The organism is Neisseria sp. (assembly GCF_030523955.1).
In the GTDB taxonomy this organism is placed as follows: domain Bacteria; phylum Pseudomonadota; class Gammaproteobacteria; order Burkholderiales; family Neisseriaceae; genus Neisseria.
In genome coordinates this window covers 26500-43140 of record NZ_JAUNHL010000014.1, presented here as the reverse complement: position 1 = coordinate 43140, position 16641 = coordinate 26500, and the positions used below count along the sequence as shown (strand labels likewise).

Annotated in this window: 15 protein-coding genes and 1 pseudogene; 2 read left to right on the top strand and 14 right to left on the bottom strand. The window is 43.8% G+C overall.

Features of this window, described 5'->3' with window-relative positions:
• Positions 1-17: 17 nt before the first annotated feature.
• Positions 18-5303, top strand: coding sequence for a calcium-binding protein (locus Q4C79_RS04560; RefSeq protein ID WP_303089843.1), 5286 nt, complete (start codon positions 18-20; stop codon positions 5301-5303).
• A gap of 179 nt (positions 5304-5482) precedes the next feature.
• On the opposite strand, the gene Q4C79_RS04555 is transcribed toward Q4C79_RS04560, so the two are convergent.
• On the bottom strand, positions 5483-5674 hold the full coding sequence (locus Q4C79_RS04555) for a hypothetical protein (protein WP_303089851.1): 192 nt from the start codon (positions 5672-5674) through the stop codon (positions 5483-5485).
• Between Q4C79_RS04555 and Q4C79_RS04550 the strand changes: the two are divergent.
• Positions 5666-5814 (top strand): annotated as a pseudogene (locus Q4C79_RS04550) (IS1595 family transposase); the annotation flags it as partial. The gene Q4C79_RS04555 and the pseudogene Q4C79_RS04550 overlap by 9 nt on opposite strands.
• A gap of 639 nt (positions 5815-6453) precedes the next feature.
• Here Q4C79_RS04550 and Q4C79_RS04545 read toward each other — a convergent pair.
• The 13 genes from Q4C79_RS04545 to Q4C79_RS04485 all read right to left on the bottom strand — a co-directional run bounded on the left by Q4C79_RS04545 (position 6454) and on the right by Q4C79_RS04485 (position 16621).
• Positions 6454-8253 carry a DUF2326 domain-containing protein gene (locus Q4C79_RS04545; RefSeq protein ID WP_303089842.1) on the bottom strand — a complete coding sequence of 600 codons (1800 nt, stop codon included), beginning with the start codon at positions 8251-8253 and terminating at the stop codon, positions 6454-6456.
• 13 nt (positions 8254-8266) lie between these two features.
• Positions 8267-8524, bottom strand: a complete 258-nt coding sequence (locus tag Q4C79_RS04540) for an ABC-three component system middle component 6 (RefSeq protein ID WP_303089841.1) — start codon at positions 8522-8524, stop codon at positions 8267-8269.
• 12 nt (positions 8525-8536) lie between these two features.
• Entirely contained in the window at positions 8537-9439 is a 903-nt protein-coding gene (locus Q4C79_RS04535) for a hypothetical protein (protein WP_303089840.1), read from the bottom strand.
• Position 9440: 1 nt separating this feature from the next.
• Positions 9441-9752: a hypothetical protein gene (locus tag Q4C79_RS04530; protein ID WP_303089839.1), complete on the bottom strand. Its 312-nt coding sequence runs from the start codon at positions 9750-9752 to the stop codon at positions 9441-9443.
• 727 nt (positions 9753-10479) lie between these two features.
• Positions 10480-10806, bottom strand: coding sequence for a recombinase family protein (locus Q4C79_RS04525; protein WP_303089838.1), 327 nt, complete (start codon positions 10804-10806; stop codon positions 10480-10482).
• 192 nt (positions 10807-10998) lie between these two features.
• Entirely contained in the window at positions 10999-11898 is a 900-nt protein-coding gene (locus Q4C79_RS04520) for a zeta toxin family protein (RefSeq protein ID WP_303089837.1), read from the bottom strand.
• Positions 11899-12138 carry a hypothetical protein gene (locus tag Q4C79_RS04515; protein WP_303089836.1) on the bottom strand — a complete coding sequence of 80 codons (240 nt, stop codon included), beginning with the start codon at positions 12136-12138 and terminating at the stop codon, positions 11899-11901. It abuts the gene before it with no gap.
• Between the two features lie 97 nt (positions 12139-12235).
• Positions 12236-12475 (bottom strand): PIN domain-containing protein, encoded by a 240-nt coding sequence (locus Q4C79_RS04510; RefSeq protein ID WP_303089835.1) that lies wholly within the window; start codon positions 12473-12475, stop codon positions 12236-12238.
• 60 nt (positions 12476-12535) lie between these two features.
• Positions 12536-12886 (bottom strand): hypothetical protein, encoded by a 351-nt coding sequence (locus tag Q4C79_RS04505; RefSeq protein WP_303089834.1) that lies wholly within the window; start codon positions 12884-12886, stop codon positions 12536-12538.
• Between the two features lie 152 nt (positions 12887-13038).
• On the bottom strand, positions 13039-13788 hold the full coding sequence (locus tag Q4C79_RS04500; RefSeq protein WP_303089833.1) for a phage Gp37/Gp68 family protein: 750 nt from the start codon (positions 13786-13788) through the stop codon (positions 13039-13041).
• Between the two features lie 16 nt (positions 13789-13804).
• The gene (locus tag Q4C79_RS04495) at positions 13805-14794 is read right to left on the bottom strand and encodes a site-specific DNA-methyltransferase (protein WP_303089832.1); all 990 of its coding nucleotides are present in this window, start codon (positions 14792-14794) and stop codon (positions 13805-13807) included.
• Between the two features lie 46 nt (positions 14795-14840).
• Complete coding sequence (locus tag Q4C79_RS04490) at positions 14841-16073, bottom strand: traS protein (protein WP_303089831.1); 1233 nt, start codon at positions 16071-16073, stop codon at positions 14841-14843.
• A 14-nt stretch (positions 16074-16087) separates the two neighbouring features.
• Positions 16088-16621 carry a hypothetical protein gene (locus Q4C79_RS04485; RefSeq protein ID WP_303089830.1) on the bottom strand — a complete coding sequence of 178 codons (534 nt, stop codon included), beginning with the start codon at positions 16619-16621 and terminating at the stop codon, positions 16088-16090.
• Positions 16622-16641 lie beyond the last annotated feature (20 nt).

The window sequence follows — 16641 nt, the reverse complement described above, 5'->3', positions numbered from 1 at the left end:
ATGTATATGTACAGTTAATGAATGGTACCGATGGCAATGATGTGATTGTCGGTGGGGCTGATAATGACATTATTAATGGCGAAAAAGGAAATGACATTATTAATGGTGGAGCCGGTAATGATCAATTAGATGGTGGGTCAGGCGTGGATACATTTGTGTTCACAGGCAACTGGGGGCAGGATATTGTCACTGGAAGCGATGGTGAAGATCATATGTATTTCCGTGATACACCCTCTAGTGCGGTGGAATTCAAACGTGATGGTTTGGATTTGCTGATCATAAAAAAAGGTACCGACGAACAAATTCGTATTCAAGGACAGTTTAGTTCAGAGGTTAAATATGATAGCCAAGTTATTATCAACTGGGAGTTTGCTGACGGAGTCGTTTTGAAGCCGAACGATGTATATGTACAGTTAATGAATGGTACCGATGCAAACGATGAAATATTTGGTAGCGCTGGAAATGATAGCATCTTTGGTAAGGATGGTGATGATATTGTTCATGGAGGTGCTGGTGATGATTATCTAGACGGTGGAAGTGGTAAAGATATTTTAGATGGTGGCATGGGGGATGATACTTTTATTGTGTCCAGCCATGATACAGTTTTAATTTCTGATGAAATTTCAGGAAAAGATAATATCTTGTTTGATGGCCAAGAGAGGCTTCTTAAAGACTTTACAATAAAGTTGCCTAACCTAGACTTGAATGATTTGGCATTTGAGAGAAAAGACTTTGATGATGAAGTTGTGATGCCTGACGATTATTCAACATTTGATGGGAATGTTGTAATAACAAGTAAGCCTAATGGGAAAATAAGCAACAAATTAAGTATATTATTTGCATCAGCTTTTCATACGACCCAAGCTTTAACTACCCGTATTGTATATCAATATACTAATATTTTATATGACAACGAGGTTTTGTATACCATTTCTTTAAACAACTCGAATTACCTGGATAACTTTAATTCTCCTTTCAAATATTATGATAAGCAGGATAAATGGTATTTAGCCTTTAATGGCTCCAACACTTTTACTGTTAAAAAGCGAGATGATTTAAATGATGATTTAATTTTGAAATTAGGCGCAGAGAGTCAGCTCAGCCTGAAATCGGTATTATCTAATATAAATGATAAATCAGATGCAATTAGATTTATCTTTAAAAATGATAAGATTTTTAGTTTGCAGGAAGTGTTGCAGAAAATATTAAATGACTCTCATACCAAAAAAGATGATGTAATTCGTGGTTTTGATACAAATGATTATATATATGGTGATGATGGAAATGACATTATACAAGGTGGAAATGGAAATGACACGTTAGAAGGGGGGGCTGGTAATGATATCTTGATTGGTGGATATTTGGGCCTTTATTGGCATGATGTTACACAGCATTCTGAAAAATCGAATTTATTTAGACTTAAATATGCCGATCAATTGGTAGGAGAACCTACTGTTGCTGTTCCAGGATTAACTTTTACAAAATCTGAAAATAATAATGATGTTTATATTTTTGATTTAAAGCACGGCCATGATGTGGTTTATGATTATGATATTTCTAGAGAAATTACAGGAGTTGATACTCTATGGTTCAATGGTATTGCTTCGATTGATGACCTTGTATTTAGAAAAGAATCTGATTACTTGGTTATATCAAACCCGACGACAGAGTCCTCAGTTGCGTTGTACAATTTTTTCTTAGACAAGAGATTTTCAATAGAGATAATTAAAATTGGAGAGCAAAGTAGTCATCAGATGACAACTGAATTCTTATTATCAAAAATAGGAATAGGAACTAATCAAAATGATAAGTTATTAGGAATATCTGATAGAGATAATGTACTACATGGATACTTAGGTGATGATGTATTAATTGGTGACAATGGCAATGATATCTTAAATGGAGGTACGGGCAATGATATTTTAAATGGTGGTTATGGTAATGATATTTTTGTCTTTGAGAAAAATTGGGGGCACGACATTATTCAAGATAATTGGTCTAATGACGTATCCGAAATTGATACCTTACGTTTTACGGACTTTAAGTCGTCTGATGATTTCATTGTTCGCAATGTTAACGACGATATGACAATTACTCATCTGGGAAGTGGGGATACCATTACAGTAGAGAACGAATTTTTTATGTATAGAGGAGAGAGTCGTAATATCAATAGAATTGAGTTTTCAGACGGAACCATCTGGGATATTAATAATATTAATATTGCTGCTGTTCAAGGTACCAGCATGGATGATGTAATTCAAGGAGTTTCGTTGGTAGATGTAATCAGAGCTGGAGCAGGCAACGATACAGTTAATGGTACAGCTTTGAATGATGCTACTAATGAGATTTATGGTGAAGCAGGAAATGATACGCTATCAGGTATAGGGTTACTGGATGGCGGGGATGGTAATGATGTCTTAGACGGGCATGGATTACTCTATGGGCAAAATGGTGATGATACTCTAAGTGGCTCAGGTGAATTGTATGGTGGGGAGGGTAATGACAAGTTGTTTATCAAGGATGTCCAAAGCCTTACTGATACGCCTCTATTAGCTGGTGGATCTGGTGACGATGTTTTGGATGCCGGCGATGGTGTCCGTATCTTCACTAACAACAAGACTGAACAGCAAATTGCTGAAGAAAAAGAGAATATCCTCACCCATACATTAGAGGGTGGTGAAGGCAATGATATCCTATATGGTTCGTTCAGCAATGAAATTTATGTGTTTGAAGCAGGATTCGGACGTGATGATCTTTATGAACGCAAGCAAGGCCAGGCCTACAGTAATGTTGCAGATTCATATGACATCATCCGTTTTGGTAATGGTATTGCTGTCGATGATATTAGCTATGTACGCCGTGATCTCGACTTGATTCTACAACATCGTAATGGTGTGGATAGTATCAATGTGCATAACTATTTTCAGGAGCCGAATAATCATTTCAAAATAAATCTGGTTGAATTTGCCGATGGGACTAAACTGACCTCTGCACAAATAGAAAGTAAAATAACCTATTATGGGACTGATGCCGCTGACAACTTGTTTGGTTATCGTGATTCATCTGAAACCATTGATGGTGGTGCCGGATCTGACTATATCGGTGCGGGCAACGGTAACGACCGTTTATTGGGTGGTGCGGGAAATGATCGTCTGGATGGTGGCATAGGGAATGATATTTTGGACGGAGGTGCCGGCGATGACCAATACTATTACTATGCCGGTAGCGGTCAGGACATTATCGACCAAACCGGAGGCGGTAGAGATATTCTATTCACCAACAATGTAGCAACCGAACGGGTGAGCTTCCGCAAAGAAGGTAATGATTTGTTAGTCGTAATTGATAATGATATTAACCAATCTATCCGTGTTAAAGGACACTTCTTCGGTGGCGAGAAAGCTATTGCCGGTGTACAACCCAATGGAGGCAATACGATTACTGCTGCAGATATTGCTGCTCAAATTAGAGCACAAGAAACTGGTGGGCAATATGATCGCGTAATTGAAGGGACAGCTGTTGCTGATACCAACCTAATAGGATCTTCTGGGAAAGACTTGATTCTCGGGTTAGTTGGTGATGATAATCTATTTGGCTTTGCCGGAGACGACCGTTTAGAGGGTGGTGATGGCAATGACTATCTGGATGGTGGCGACGGTAATGATTATTTATTTGGAGGCCTTGGAAATGATCGTTTGGCAGGTAAAGCCGGCAACGATACTCTAGATGGTGGTGCTGGCGATGATCAATACTATTATTACGCCGGTAGCGGTCAGGACATCATCGATCAAACCGGTGGTGGTAGAGATATTCTATTCACCAACGATGTGCCAGCTGAACGGGTGAGCTTCCGTAAAGATGGTAACGACTTGTTGGTTCTGGTCGATAATGATCTTAACCAGTCTGTCCGTGTTAAAGGACATTTCCTTGGTGGAGAGAAGGCCATCGCAGGTGTACAACCCAATGGTGGCAACACTATTACGGTTGCGCAAATTGCCACGAAAGTCGGAGTAACAACGACAACTCCTACTCCACCCATCAATAATCCGACACCGACGGTGCCATCACCGAGTACTGGTAGCTATGACAAAACGGTTAATGGTACTTCAGCGGCTGATACTAATTTAGTTGGCTCCGCCGGGAAAGATTTGATTCTCGGGTTAGCTGGTGCTGATAACCTATTTGGCTTTGCCGGAGAAGACCGTTTAGAGGGTGGTGATGGTAATGACTACTTAGATGGTGGAGATGGCAATGATTATTTATTTGGCGGATTAGACAACGATCGTTTGGCAGGTAAAGCCGGCAACGATACGCTAGATGGTGGTGCTGGCGATGATCAGTATTACTACTATATTGGTAGTGGTCAAGATACTATTGATCAAACCGGTGGTGGTAGAGATATTCTGTTCACTAACGATGCTGCGGCCAGTCGCGTGAGCTTCCAAAAAGATGGTAATGACTTGCTGGTCTTGATTGATCAGGATGTTAACCAATCCGTGCGTGTTAAAGGGCATTTTCTAGGTGGAGAGAAAGCCATCACTGGTGTGCAACCTAATGGAGGCAGTACCATTACAGCAACAGAAATTGCAGCTCGAATTAAAGCTCAAGAAACTGGCGGACAATATGATCGCGTAACTGACGGAACAGCATTGGCAGATACCAACTTAGTCGGCTCGGCTGGTAAAGATTTAATCTATGGATTAGCAGGAGATGACAGACTATGGGGATTTGCTGGTGACGATCGTTTAGATGGTGGCGATGGTAACGACTATTTGTCAGGAGGAAATGGTAAAGGTTCAGGCTCTGGCAATGATATACTTATCGGCGGTGATGGTAATGATACTTTATATGGTGAAGATGGTAACGACTATTTGTCAGGTGGCGTCGGTAAAGATAGCTATCTGTATTATGTCGATCATGGCATAGATGTTATCGAAACGGGTGGCGGCGGAGATATTCTCTTCTTCAATCAAATTCAGGCAAGTCAGCTGAGCTATCATCGCAGCCAAGATGACTTAATCATCTTGGTCAATGGGGATGCTAATCAACAAGTTAGGGTTCTGAAGCACTTCCTAGGTGATAACTATGCTTTAGGCGGTATTCAGCCTACAGGCAGTAGTACTTTGAATGTAGCAGCAATTGCCGGAAAGCTTACAACATTACCTGAAAGCGTTGCCGCTACTGCGCAAGCTACAAATGCTATGATTAATGCCATGGCAGCATTTGGCAATCAAAGTTCCGGAGGAATTGCTGTAGTGAACAATAATCCCTCCACTAATCCATTGTTGGCAGCCAGTAGTATTTAGTTAGAATAATAGGAAAGATTATAATCTTTGGAGCTCTAGACTAGCAGAATCACGTTGTTAGGCTAGAGCTTTTAACTTGGAGACTATCCTAGAATGGCTATCTGGCTGATTTTTTGATCTATGTTTTCGTATGACGAGTTTGACAAGTGGTGGGCGCATAGTCGAACAATCAGGTCATGCTATTTCTGATCGGGAGAGCGGCCTTTGTAACGGCCTTCAGTTTGGGCAAGCTTGATGCCCTCCTTATGTCGCGCACAGCGTTGGTGGTAGTCGTCGTTCGCCATCTGAAGAGCTATTTTAAATAGCATTTCCTGAATGCTACCGACGACGATTTTGGCAATATCCGAATCTGTTTGGATTTGGCCAAGCATCGCTTAGTACAATTTAATGGGATGCCGAAGCATATCTTTTACCTGTATTTAAAAGAAACCGAGTTTCGCTTCAATCACCGACATGATGATCTGTATAAGTACTATTATTGAAAATGTTGCGGGTAGGCCCTTTAAAATGAATTTTGCTTCCTAAACCCCTACGTAATAATTTGGAAATGGTGCAAGCGGCTCGGTGGACGCTGATGCTATCCAAAAACTGGCGGAAGCCAAATATAGCAAATAAACTTATTTATCGATGCACATTTAAAACGGACAATCTACAACTTTTACACAGTACCGGATTATTGGAGAAGACAAAACAACAAACTACGATTAACCAGATGACTTATACTAATAGCGATTAGTATATTAATTGATCGCGGAATCTGAGACAGCGGCTGACCACAGGCTATGTCCGTATCTCAATTTATCATTTTTTATGCGTACTATCCGTTATCAGGGATAAAATAAAAAGCATGAAACTTATTCGCGTCGATACAGTAAGATTTGAAAAATCTGTAACTAAGCCCCTGCTGCCATCTTTCTTGTACAGCAAGTCGTACCTGAGACAAAAGATTTTAACAGCACCTCGCAGTCAAGGCGCCAATTACATCCATTTTTCTCTTCAATATCCAACGGACGCATGTTTGTCAGAAGGCTGCTATCTGGCTGATGTTGAAAAAACTGTGCCGCTTGCTGCATCTAGCAGTCAGCACAAATTGTTGTCATCTTAACTCTGCGCAATTTACAGTTTACTATCTGCTGTTTTGGTAGATGAGTTATCCGAAACTGAAACCAAACAACATTTCATCCGGACTGTCTTTTAGATGGATGACAGTATGCTGTTTTATATCAAATTGATAACGAATATTTTGCATTTTATCCGTATCACTGAGCTTCATCTCTTCCTCATTGAATGTAACAATATATTGGAAATTGTATTGTTCACCTTGTGTTTGAATGAAATTTAACAGGTTTACTTTTTTTCTGATTTCTACTCCGTGGAATACACCGTCATGTATCAGGAAGTCCGGTAATGAAATTTTTTCTCTAACCGCATTCAGCATAACAGTCAAATCATAAACTACCGTCGCAAGTTTAGTTTGCCCCAAAGCTTCCGAACGAGGAAAACCGGTTTCAATCTTGATCGGTACGCTGTTTTTTTTCAAGCTGCCGGGAGTGGCAATGTCTAAATACGCACCATCTGCTTCATAACTGATTTCCGTGAAAGCGGCCTCTACAATTTCTTTAAAAAGAGTACGGATACCTTCTACCTTATCTGAATAATCCTGTATGGCATTTCGCGCATTCATTTGGCAAATATTTGCCTCGTACTGTAGCTTGGATAGCTCATTATTATTCTTTTCAATGCTATCTAATTTGGCTCTGGTATCTGCTGCTTCTGCCTTTGCTAAAGCATACTGCCCCCATGCTTCAGTTAACGACATATCCGTGTCATTATCTAGGGTATTTAGCAATACTGCACGTTTGGTATCAAGATTATTGATATCATCCAGTAATTTTTTCTGTTCTCTCGACAATTCATTGATACGATTTCCGTAAAATTTCAGACGTTCTTGCGTAATAGATTCACGAAAATATAATACATCTTCAATGCATTTGCTGACCATTCTTCCTAAATCCATAACAACCGCTTCGTATTGTTTTCGAATATCCTCAATATTAATTTCTGTCGAATCGGTTTGGGTAAAACTATGCAACTTTTCTAGTTGATGGGCAATTTGCCGTTCTTGTCGTCTGAGGGAAGTCAGTTCCTGTTCTATTTCTGCAATTGCTTCGGAAATATTTTTGAATGATTCGTTTAGTTTAAACTCCTGCAATGATATATGCAGACCTATCAGGTTCTTTTCCTTCACAGCCAACTCCGATCGTAGTTGCCCTATGGATTTTCCTGAAGGCCTGATTAAGTAGTTGGTCAAAATTTTAATATCATCTTGCAGCTTACCTATCATATCCCAAACGTTTAATAGATCATTCAAAAAACTACATGGCAGTCCTAATAAATACAAGTTTAGCAAGATAAGCTGACTTTTATTTATCCCCCCATGCTGCACATAGTTTGTAGGGGTGTCTCGCTTGGCATTATCCAAGTCATCTTTAATGAAGAAACTCATTAAATTTCGGTAGTTACCATTTGGGTAATTGCGTTCTTGGGATCTAGGAAAGAAAATATCGGAAAAAACTTTCTTTGCCTCTTCAATGTCCCAAGCCAATTCAGGTTGATCTGCTTGCTTCAGATATATTCTCTTGGGTTCATGAAAATTACGGCGTATTTGTAACAGGCCGTCTTTAACTTCAAGCAACAAGCATATTTCATGTTTTTGTTCACGCAAAAAATCATACTTTTTACGCCCAAATAATTTGCCTGCTTCATACGACAGTAATAAATAGTCAATTAATCTGACAATACTAGACTTGCCAATTCCATTCTGCCCGTGTGACTGTTGGTTTTGCGTACTGCGTTTTTCACTATACTGCCCAATAATCAGATTCAAACCGGGATGAAATTGAATGTCTTCCAATAATAAATTTGTGGGAGACCAAAGTTTCTTAAGCATTATTCAATCCTGTTTAATCAAACATATCGGGTTGCATTTTTTGTTGGCGCATTCGAATATGATAATGTTCATGTTCGATTGTGTCGACCGTGTATAAGAACTCTAAAGTTGCATAAAAATTGACCAAAGTACGCCGTTTATCCTTCTTTAAAAAAACAGTCAGTAAATCATCAATCATGATGCTGTTTTTCTTAGATAGCTCCTCTAAAATGGATGCACCCATAACGACAACGGATAAACTCAAATCACTCTCCGGATGCAGTAAAGCCATCTTTGCTCTCCTTTATGGCTTATTGCCAATATGACATTGTGAAAAAACATACCAAACCAATGCCGCAATGTAAGCGGACAACATATCATCTTTCAACTCGCCGTTATATTTCCATTCGTACTTCTCGATAAGACGTTTCATTCTTTGAAATTCACTGGCAGTTGAATCATTCTGTACAATATTGTAATAATCTTGAACAATAATGTTTTTTATTGTATTGATTGATGACGTATCATAGGAACGTAATACCTGTTCCACTTCAATTTGCAATTCGTATGTTGCAGTAATTCGTGCTTCAAATTCCCGGTGCTCCGCCTCGGTACTGTTTGCCCGCAACTTGCGGATAATTTCAGGGGCTTCCGATAACGAGCGTACTTTGTCAGTCAAATAATTTCCTGAAATCAAATCATTAAGTAGCGTATTCAGAAAGTCCCTACCCAGGTATTCCTTACCAATATTCAGTTTTTGATAAATACGATATCTGTCGGGGTATTTTCTGGGGCTACCTGTACTGTCGGTTTCCACCATAAACAGAATATGTTCGCTTCCATGCAGTTTATGTTTGCTACCCCATGTTGCAACCAGCTTGACTTGTTCGGGAGAGGGTTCTAAATTGGTATAAAAATGCCAAGTCGGATATAGCACCTGCCAGTTGGTTTTGTATGAATCAAAATCACCCCTTAGTTTTTGAATAATAATATTTGCAGAGACTTTTTTTTCCGGCGCATAACAGGCAATACAGATACGACATGAAGAAATCAGACAGTCAGCGCCTTCATCCTTTACGCTGCGTAATTCCTGTACCGCGTCATTGCCGTAATGGATACGCATTAAAAATTTGATGAAATCCTGAAAGCCAAAGCCTGACAGGGAGGACAGCTGGGTGGCGACAATATTCTGTAAAGGAGTACGCATTTCAGATGGCCTTGTCAGATGATAAATTAAGTTTGGCTAAACGGATGACATCCTGAAGCAATTTCACCATACTGTTCTCAAGAAAAGGATGTTGGTGTATCAGGTTTTCAATATTTTTTAGTTCGCGAGAAACCTTATCTGTTGTACCTAATTCGGCCTTTTCATATGTTTCCACACCCAAAAAAGCACACAAATCTACTACTCTGGAACTGACAACTTTACATTTTCCTGACCGAATACGTTGGACAAAATCTTTGTTCAATGCTCTCTTCCTCTGCTTGGAAATATCCTCTGCATAGGTTTGGTTATACAAATCAACACATTCCCGTAAAGTCAGCTTGCGTTCCTTCAGGACACATCTTATGTCGTTTGCAATTTGTGTATGGGTTCTATAATGCTGCATAATTTATATTGAAAAATCAATAATTATTTTAATTTTATATTAAAATAATGAGACAATCAAACTAAAATTTTACCTCTTAATAATTCTACTAATTTCATAAAAAACAAATGGATAATTAATAAAAGTGTGGCTGAGTGATTGGCTTGAGAAAGAAAAATCTGTCTTAACAGATTGTGAGGTGAGAAGAGTATAAATTTTAGGACGCTGAATTTGGCGTTCCTTATCATCAGCTTGTTCCTGTTTATATTGTCGCATGGCGCTTTTGACCATATCTGTACTGCATTTGGTCAACTCGGCTGTTTGGAAAATAGAGTAGCCGTTTTGTCTCAGCTCTATAATGATTTTATGTTTGGCCAGATTTGTTTTTTTACCTTAATATCGCTATGTAGAGTTTAATGAAGGGATAGATGTTATCAGCCCTCTTGGCAAACTTAGTAAGACAAAGCAGAGAACATTACAAAAAGAGAAAAAAGAAAATAAAATAGCTTTCCATAAGCAAGAACTGGAAGCGCTCGGCGTGGAAATAGATAAGAAAAAAGACAAGGAATGTAGGTATCCCTACGTTTGATGCGGGGCGGTAAGCCTAAAAAATATAAAGAACTATCAATGAGGCCAAGATCGATGATGCTCGGAATAACTAGAAAAGCACTTTTTCTTTGATTCGGCGTACCAGTTTTTCCGCTCTAGGCAATGGTAAGCGTGTGATCCTATCGATATATTCAGCGACAATTACATCGCCCTGTTGTAGATCAGAAATCAGTTGGTTCAGCAAAGGACGGTCGGCGCGGGTACCAGAAGCCTTTTCTTTATAGACACCTGCAATCAATAAGTAGCCTTCGGCCTTGGCTTTCTCAACCAAGGCATTCTGCCGCTCAAGGTTTTTTCTTCTGTACTGACACGTTGGTAGATTCTCGCTGCTTTCATGGCTTGCCTCAATAGTCAGTGCCGGAAATGCGGGAGACATAAGTGCCCGCTGGTTATTTTGGGTATATTCTAATTAACCAACAATATTCACTCAATCAATTGTGGATAATTAAAGAAAAATCGGACTTAAACTGACCAACTGTAAATTATCCATCCTAATTGTCCAATGGGAAAAATAAAATGACCATCGGGAGGAATGCCGACAGTCATGTGTAAAAATATTATCCCACAGTCACCGCTCTATATCAGGAGAGTCATAAGGTTGACTTATCTCTTTGTCTTTTATTTGAGCCAACTGGCTGCCATATAGATTAATTCTCGCCTGTATTTGATCGGCGGGGGATAGTTCTTTAATCACTTCTTCACCGGCCTTTATTACCAGTTTCTGAGTAACGGATAGCAAATGGGCATTAGCCCTTAAGTCCGTTTGAATGTCATTAAGCTGCCGGGTGTTGCGATGCAGCTCGTAATCGATGGCGGTGCTTGGCATTTGTCCAACATGGATGCGGTCGTCAAAAACTAAGCCGTCACGGTTGTAGACTCGGAAATGGTCGGCCTTGCCAGATAAATATACGGTATCGGCATTTTTCGGTAGCAGATCCACGACTAAATCGTGGTGAGCCTTATCCGTATAGCGAGGCATTTCCCCTAGAGCCTTCATTTCTTCGTAGCGCTCAATAGTACTCTGCCAGCTAACTTCAGCCGGGGTGGTTTGGATGTATACCGCTGTTGTATATCCGTGACTCCGCATCTGGTCTAGAGTTTTCATCGGTACTTCGGTGGTGCGGAAAGTACCTTCGACACTGATGTTGTAGCCTTCAGACAACGCTTTGGCAATTACACGCTCTGTCATTTCTCCAGAAAATGAGGCGGTATACTTGGGAGCATCTTTCCCATATTTTGCTTGAATTTCCTCAAATTCAGGGTGATAGCGACGGAACTCATCGCCGTTTACCACTAACAGATTACCACCAAGCTCCGCATTGATTTGACGGACAAGGTTGGATTTTCCTGCGCCGGGCTGCCCGCCCAATACGAAACCCTTAGGCAAAGAAGAGGGGCGAACCTGACTTTCAGAAATCAGGTCGTCCCAAATCAGTTCAAATGAGGCGGCTTCCCGTGCGGGAATCATTTATGCCGTCGCCTCTAGTTTTGGCAGTGCCGCATATTTTTGGTGAAGAGCATTACACTCATCCGCCACTGCTTTAAAGTCAATGCTCTCGGGAGCCGAAGCATAAAGGAAACGGCGCAGAGAAACGATTCTGTCTTGGTCTGCGGTACGTTTTCCGGTGCGCGGGGTTTTACGGGCAATCAAAGCCTGCACGGAAGCGACTCGTTCAATCAGCGCATCTTTTTGCATCAAGGTGCACATAACCTGTTCTCCTGTTGCGAAGTTTTACTGGTACTTAATTATATACCATAGTTGTAGGACTGGCCGTCTGAAAATCGTCTTTCGGACGGCTTGTATTTTATTCTTGAAAGGGATTGATGACTAAATGTCCGGTGGCATCCGTATCGTGCGTTGCGGCTGCAAAATCATATACCCGGGCAATGGCGGCGATATAGCCGTCAGCAGCGGCAACCGCATAACCGGCTGTCCGTGCTTTCGCGCGAACTTGGGCATATGCAGCAGCGGCTTCAATATCGAAATCTAAAAGACGTCCCGCAAAAAAAAAGGGAGAACGGTTTGTTACACTTCGAGCAGGCAAATAAAAGCCCCGCCGCAGCACAGGTTTATGTGCTGCGGCGGGGCAATAAATGAAATTAACTTAATTGGCGATTCTCAAGCAGATATAAGCAACCAAAAGCAGAGAACTGGCTGCCAAAGGCAATATGGTGGATAACTTCAGACGGCCGTACTGCCACCGCTCTGCTACGGCATTCAGCAGCGCAACGGGAAACCCAAATACGACCAATGCAATCATTAAATTAGCCAACAATCCGGATTGAAAGGCGGGGGAATCAACCGCCCTGTCCGAAAAAATAGCGGCGTAAAAGGTGTAGGCGGCAATTACCAGGAACAGCAGAAATAACAAAGCATTTAAGACGATGAGCAGCCACAGCGCAGAATCAGGCAGTTTCCGCCTGCTTTCTGATTTGTTATCTGTTTTACCTGTCATTTTTTTCCTTTCCATATTTGTAGGTATCCGACCTAAGCGGCACAGGCTATTTCAGCCGGCTCGGGCTTCCAGTTGGCGCGTATCGGCGCGGCCATCGGCGGCGAACAGGTCGCCGATTTGTTTGTATCTAAAGTCTAATGTGTATTGTTTGGTCATTTTGACTTCCTGCGTAAAGGCATGGGAAATTCCTGCCGGACACTTCCGTTGAGGAGGAAACCGTTGGCACGTTTGCTGCGTTTGATGCCGTCCGCTCCCCAGCTGCCCCATTGTTTGAAGAAGAATGCGGTTCTGGCGGCCTCGCATTGCCGCAGAATGTTTTCCACCCACACGGCCTTCATCTGTCTTGCTTTGGAGCCGGATTCCCCGCCTACGATAACCCAATCGATTCCCGTCAGATTGAGCTTGCCCAAATCTTCCAGCAGCGGTTCGGCGGAGATGAAACGGACGGTGGCGGGGATATGCCGCAGCACATCTATTCGCAGCAGCCCGTAGCGGCGGTCTTCCACCGATACACCGAGCCATACGTTTTCCGGTACGGAACGGGAGTGGAAGTATTCGGCCATCCGCTCCGCCCGTTTGGTCAGAATCTGATAGGTGTGCTGCGGTGTTTGCCGGATAGTTTCAAAAATGCGGTCGATGTAGGTAAACGGCACGTCTTCGTGAAACGTATCGGACATGGAGTTCACAAAATAAACTGCCGGCTTTTTTCTGTCGGCGGGTTCTTTCAGACGGCCTTCCATCAGGGTAAGGGCAAAACCGTTTTCATAACCTGCCGCTCCCATTGACTGAAGCCGTTTTGCCATTGTTTCGGCGTAGCAGTTTTTGCATCCGGGCGAAATTTTGGTGCAGCCGGTTACGGGGTTCCATGTCTGTTCCGTCCATTCGATATTGCTGTTGGCCATAAAAAATTTTCCAATATTAAAAACCGATTGCCTGCTGTGCCGTCCGTTGTTCATGCAAGGCAGTAAAGGCGGGGTTTAACTCAATACCTACCCACCGCCGCCCCAAGCGGTTGGCCGTTTCCGCCACCGTGCCGCTCCCTGAAAACGGGTCGAGCACCAAATCATCCGCGCGTGAACCGGCCAAAATACAAGGCTCGATCAGTTTCGGCGGGAAAGCCGCCAAATGGTCGTGGCGGGCGGCAACGGTAGAAACCTGCCATACGCTGCGTTTGTTCCGCTGCGGACGCGCGGGGGTGTGCTCGCGGTTGCTGCGGTGCTGGGTCATGCTTTGGCCGGGATTGGGTTTTTGAGTGTATTTGCCGCTGGTGCGGCAGAAGTCGTGCTGCCTGCCGGCACCGGGGCGGTGGTAACTGTCCGACGGCTCCCTGATGGCTTCGTGATCGAAGTAGTAACGGCTGTTTTTGGATAACAAGAAGAGATATTCGTGTGAACGGACGCAGCGGTCGGTTACGGATTCGGGCATGGGGTTGGTTTTGTGCCAAATGATGTCTTGGCGCAGATACCAGCCGTCGGCCTGTAACGCCAAAGCCACCCGCCACGGGATACCGATCAAGTCTTTGGCTTTGAGGCCGTCTGAAAGCGGTGTGGTTTTCAGACGGCCTTTCAATTGAGTGGCGGTCTGATACGAATCCTGATGCCCGGCAAACGGGCTGCCGTCGGCATTGCGGCCTTTGCCGCTGCCCGCATAGCTGTCGCCGAGGTTGAGCCATAAGGTGCCGTCGTCCGCCAATACGTCGCGCACCAGGCGGAATACCTGTACCAAGTTATCGACATATTCGGCCACGGTCGGCTCCAAGCCGATTTGCCCGGCACAGCCGTAATCGCGCAGACCGTAATACGGTGGCGAGGTGATGCAGGTTTGCACTTTCATGCCTTGGGCGGACAGTTCGGGTAGGATAAGGCGGCAATCACCGGTGAACAAACCGCCTTTTTCTGTATTGAGCATTTCAGTTTCTCCGGTAAAAAGCCCGTTTACTAAAAACAGGGCTTTTTTATCTGTCTAAGTCGTTTCCCTGATTCATATCTCGGGATGGAGCGGGAATATCTTTTTGAATGCCTTTTTGTTGACTGCCGGCCATATCGACGAACGACTGGCGGGCCAGCTGCGCCGACATCGTCTGCAATTGCTCCGCTTCCGACTTGAAGCCGGCCTGTCTTAAACCCTTAATCAACGCATGGGATTTTTCAATACCGTCGGCTTGATTCGATAAGGCTGCGCGCAACTGCTCGGGTGATGTGCCTTGTAGCACGGCTTGATCATATTCCTTCTGCGCTTTGGTCGTGAAATCCTGACCGGCAACTTCTTTGGCCAACTGACTGATGATGCGGGCTTCGGTTTTGTTGCCCATCTTGTAGAGTTCTTTGGCAATCTTGCCGTACTCTTCCAATACCAGCCCGCGTGTCTGCATGGCTTCGCGCAGAAACGGATGTTTTGGCCGGTCGTTATGTTTCAGCGCATCTATCAGTTCCTCCGCCTGTTGCTTATACCGATCCGGCAGATCGCCCCTTGAACGGATGGAACGCACAAAACTGTTTTCAGGCTTCAGCGTTTTGCCGCGATGCTGGCGCTTGGTGGCCGCGCACAATACGCCTTCTTCACGCAGTTTTTCGGCAAAGCGGACACGCCACTCGAACAGGTCGTTTTTACGCGGATTAAGCCGTTGTCCGTACTCGTCGCGCATCAATACGCACAGGTGGACATGCGGGTGTTTCGGCTCATTCGGATCATGGCTGTCGTGGTGCAGGCCGAATACATACTGGTGCCCGGCGAACTGTTCGGCGGCAAAGCTGCGGGCGGCGTTCAGCACCGCGTCCGGCGGTGTGCCTTCGGGCATCGACAGCACGATATTCAACGCCTCTTTATGCTTGCTTTCCTCTGGGATACCCAGCTTCTGCCAGTCGTTGGTAAACTCTTTCACCGCCCGCTTGCCGAGCAGCTTTTCACCGGATTGGTTTTCCAGCGGAACCTCTCCATTGCGCGAGACATAGTCCAAATGATTGCGCACACCGCGCATGCCTTTTGAGTTACTGCTCAACCGCCTCGGGATTTTAACCATCACTTCGGGATGTTTGAGGGCGGCGGCGCGAAGGTTGGCCAAACCGCTGCCGGGCTTCAGCGGTTTGGATGATTTATGGCTATTACCGCCCAAATAAAAACCGCTGTCCCGTTTACCCTTGACCGAACGGGTTTTATAGCCCAAAAACCAATCATCAATCTTTTTCATATACGCTCCGGTTCTCAACGCTTACGGCGGCGGTGGATTTGCAGCAGATGGTTGACTTTGCCGATATGGTTATCAATAAAATTTTTCAGATCGGTAATCTGCTGGCTGCTTAAAGAAACGTTTTCGCCCGCGTTTAAACGGCGGGCGATTTGGTTGATGTTGCGGCCGATCAGCAATAGCTGGTAATTGGACTGATACAACATATCGGCCTCATACGTGGACATCATCGGGTGTTGATAGATATGTGACTGGATAATGTCACGGGCAACATCATTGATGGTACCGCGTCGCTGTTCCGCGGCGGCCTCGAGATAGGCACGGTCTTTGTCGGGTAGGCGCACGGTGATGCGGCGGCGGCACTTCGGTGGCGGCAGTTTGGCCGCTTCAGGTTCCGCCGGCGTCTCCAGCTGCGCCTGTAACAGCTTTTTGGCCAACAACGACACACTGGGTTTGCCGTACCGTTTCTGCGCGAGTTCGCGCAGGGCTTCCAGTTCGGTAACAGTCAGCCCAAACACACGGATCGGCTGGCTTTTTGTTTGGTTATCCATAATCACTCCAAGCAGTCATT

Excerpts from the sequence above, each read along its gene's own strand:
- Q4C79_RS04560 (WP_303089843.1), top strand. The coding sequence starts at position 18 with ATGAATGGTACCGATGGCAATGATGTGATTGTCGGTGGGGCTGATAAT.
- Q4C79_RS04555 (WP_303089851.1), bottom strand. The coding sequence starts at position 5,674 with ATGCTTGGCCAAATCCAAACAGATTCGGATATTGCCAAAATCGTCGTC.
- Q4C79_RS04545 (WP_303089842.1), bottom strand. The coding sequence starts at position 8,253 with ATGCTTAAGAAACTTTGGTCTCCCACAAATTTATTATTGGAAGACATT.
- Q4C79_RS04540 (WP_303089841.1), bottom strand. The coding sequence starts at position 8,524 with ATGGCTTTACTGCATCCGGAGAGTGATTTGAGTTTATCCGTTGTCGTT.
- Q4C79_RS04535 (WP_303089840.1), bottom strand. The coding sequence starts at position 9,439 with ATGCGTACTCCTTTACAGAATATTGTCGCCACCCAGCTGTCCTCCCTG.
- Q4C79_RS04525 (WP_303089838.1), bottom strand. The coding sequence starts at position 10,806 with ATGTCTCCCGCATTTCCGGCACTGACTATTGAGGCAAGCCATGAAAGC.
- Q4C79_RS04520 (WP_303089837.1), bottom strand. The coding sequence starts at position 11,898 with ATGATTCCCGCACGGGAAGCCGCCTCATTTGAACTGATTTGGGACGAC.
- Q4C79_RS04515 (WP_303089836.1), bottom strand. The coding sequence starts at position 12,138 with ATGTGCACCTTGATGCAAAAAGATGCGCTGATTGAACGAGTCGCTTCC.
- Q4C79_RS04505 (WP_303089834.1), bottom strand. The coding sequence starts at position 12,886 with ATGACAGGTAAAACAGATAACAAATCAGAAAGCAGGCGGAAACTGCCT.
- Q4C79_RS04500 (WP_303089833.1), bottom strand. The coding sequence starts at position 13,788 with ATGGCCAACAGCAATATCGAATGGACGGAACAGACATGGAACCCCGTA.
- Q4C79_RS04495 (WP_303089832.1), bottom strand. The coding sequence starts at position 14,794 with ATGCTCAATACAGAAAAAGGCGGTTTGTTCACCGGTGATTGCCGCCTT.
- Q4C79_RS04490 (WP_303089831.1), bottom strand. The coding sequence starts at position 16,073 with ATGAAAAAGATTGATGATTGGTTTTTGGGCTATAAAACCCGTTCGGTC.
- Q4C79_RS04485 (WP_303089830.1), bottom strand. The coding sequence starts at position 16,621 with ATGGATAACCAAACAAAAAGCCAGCCGATCCGTGTGTTTGGGCTGACT.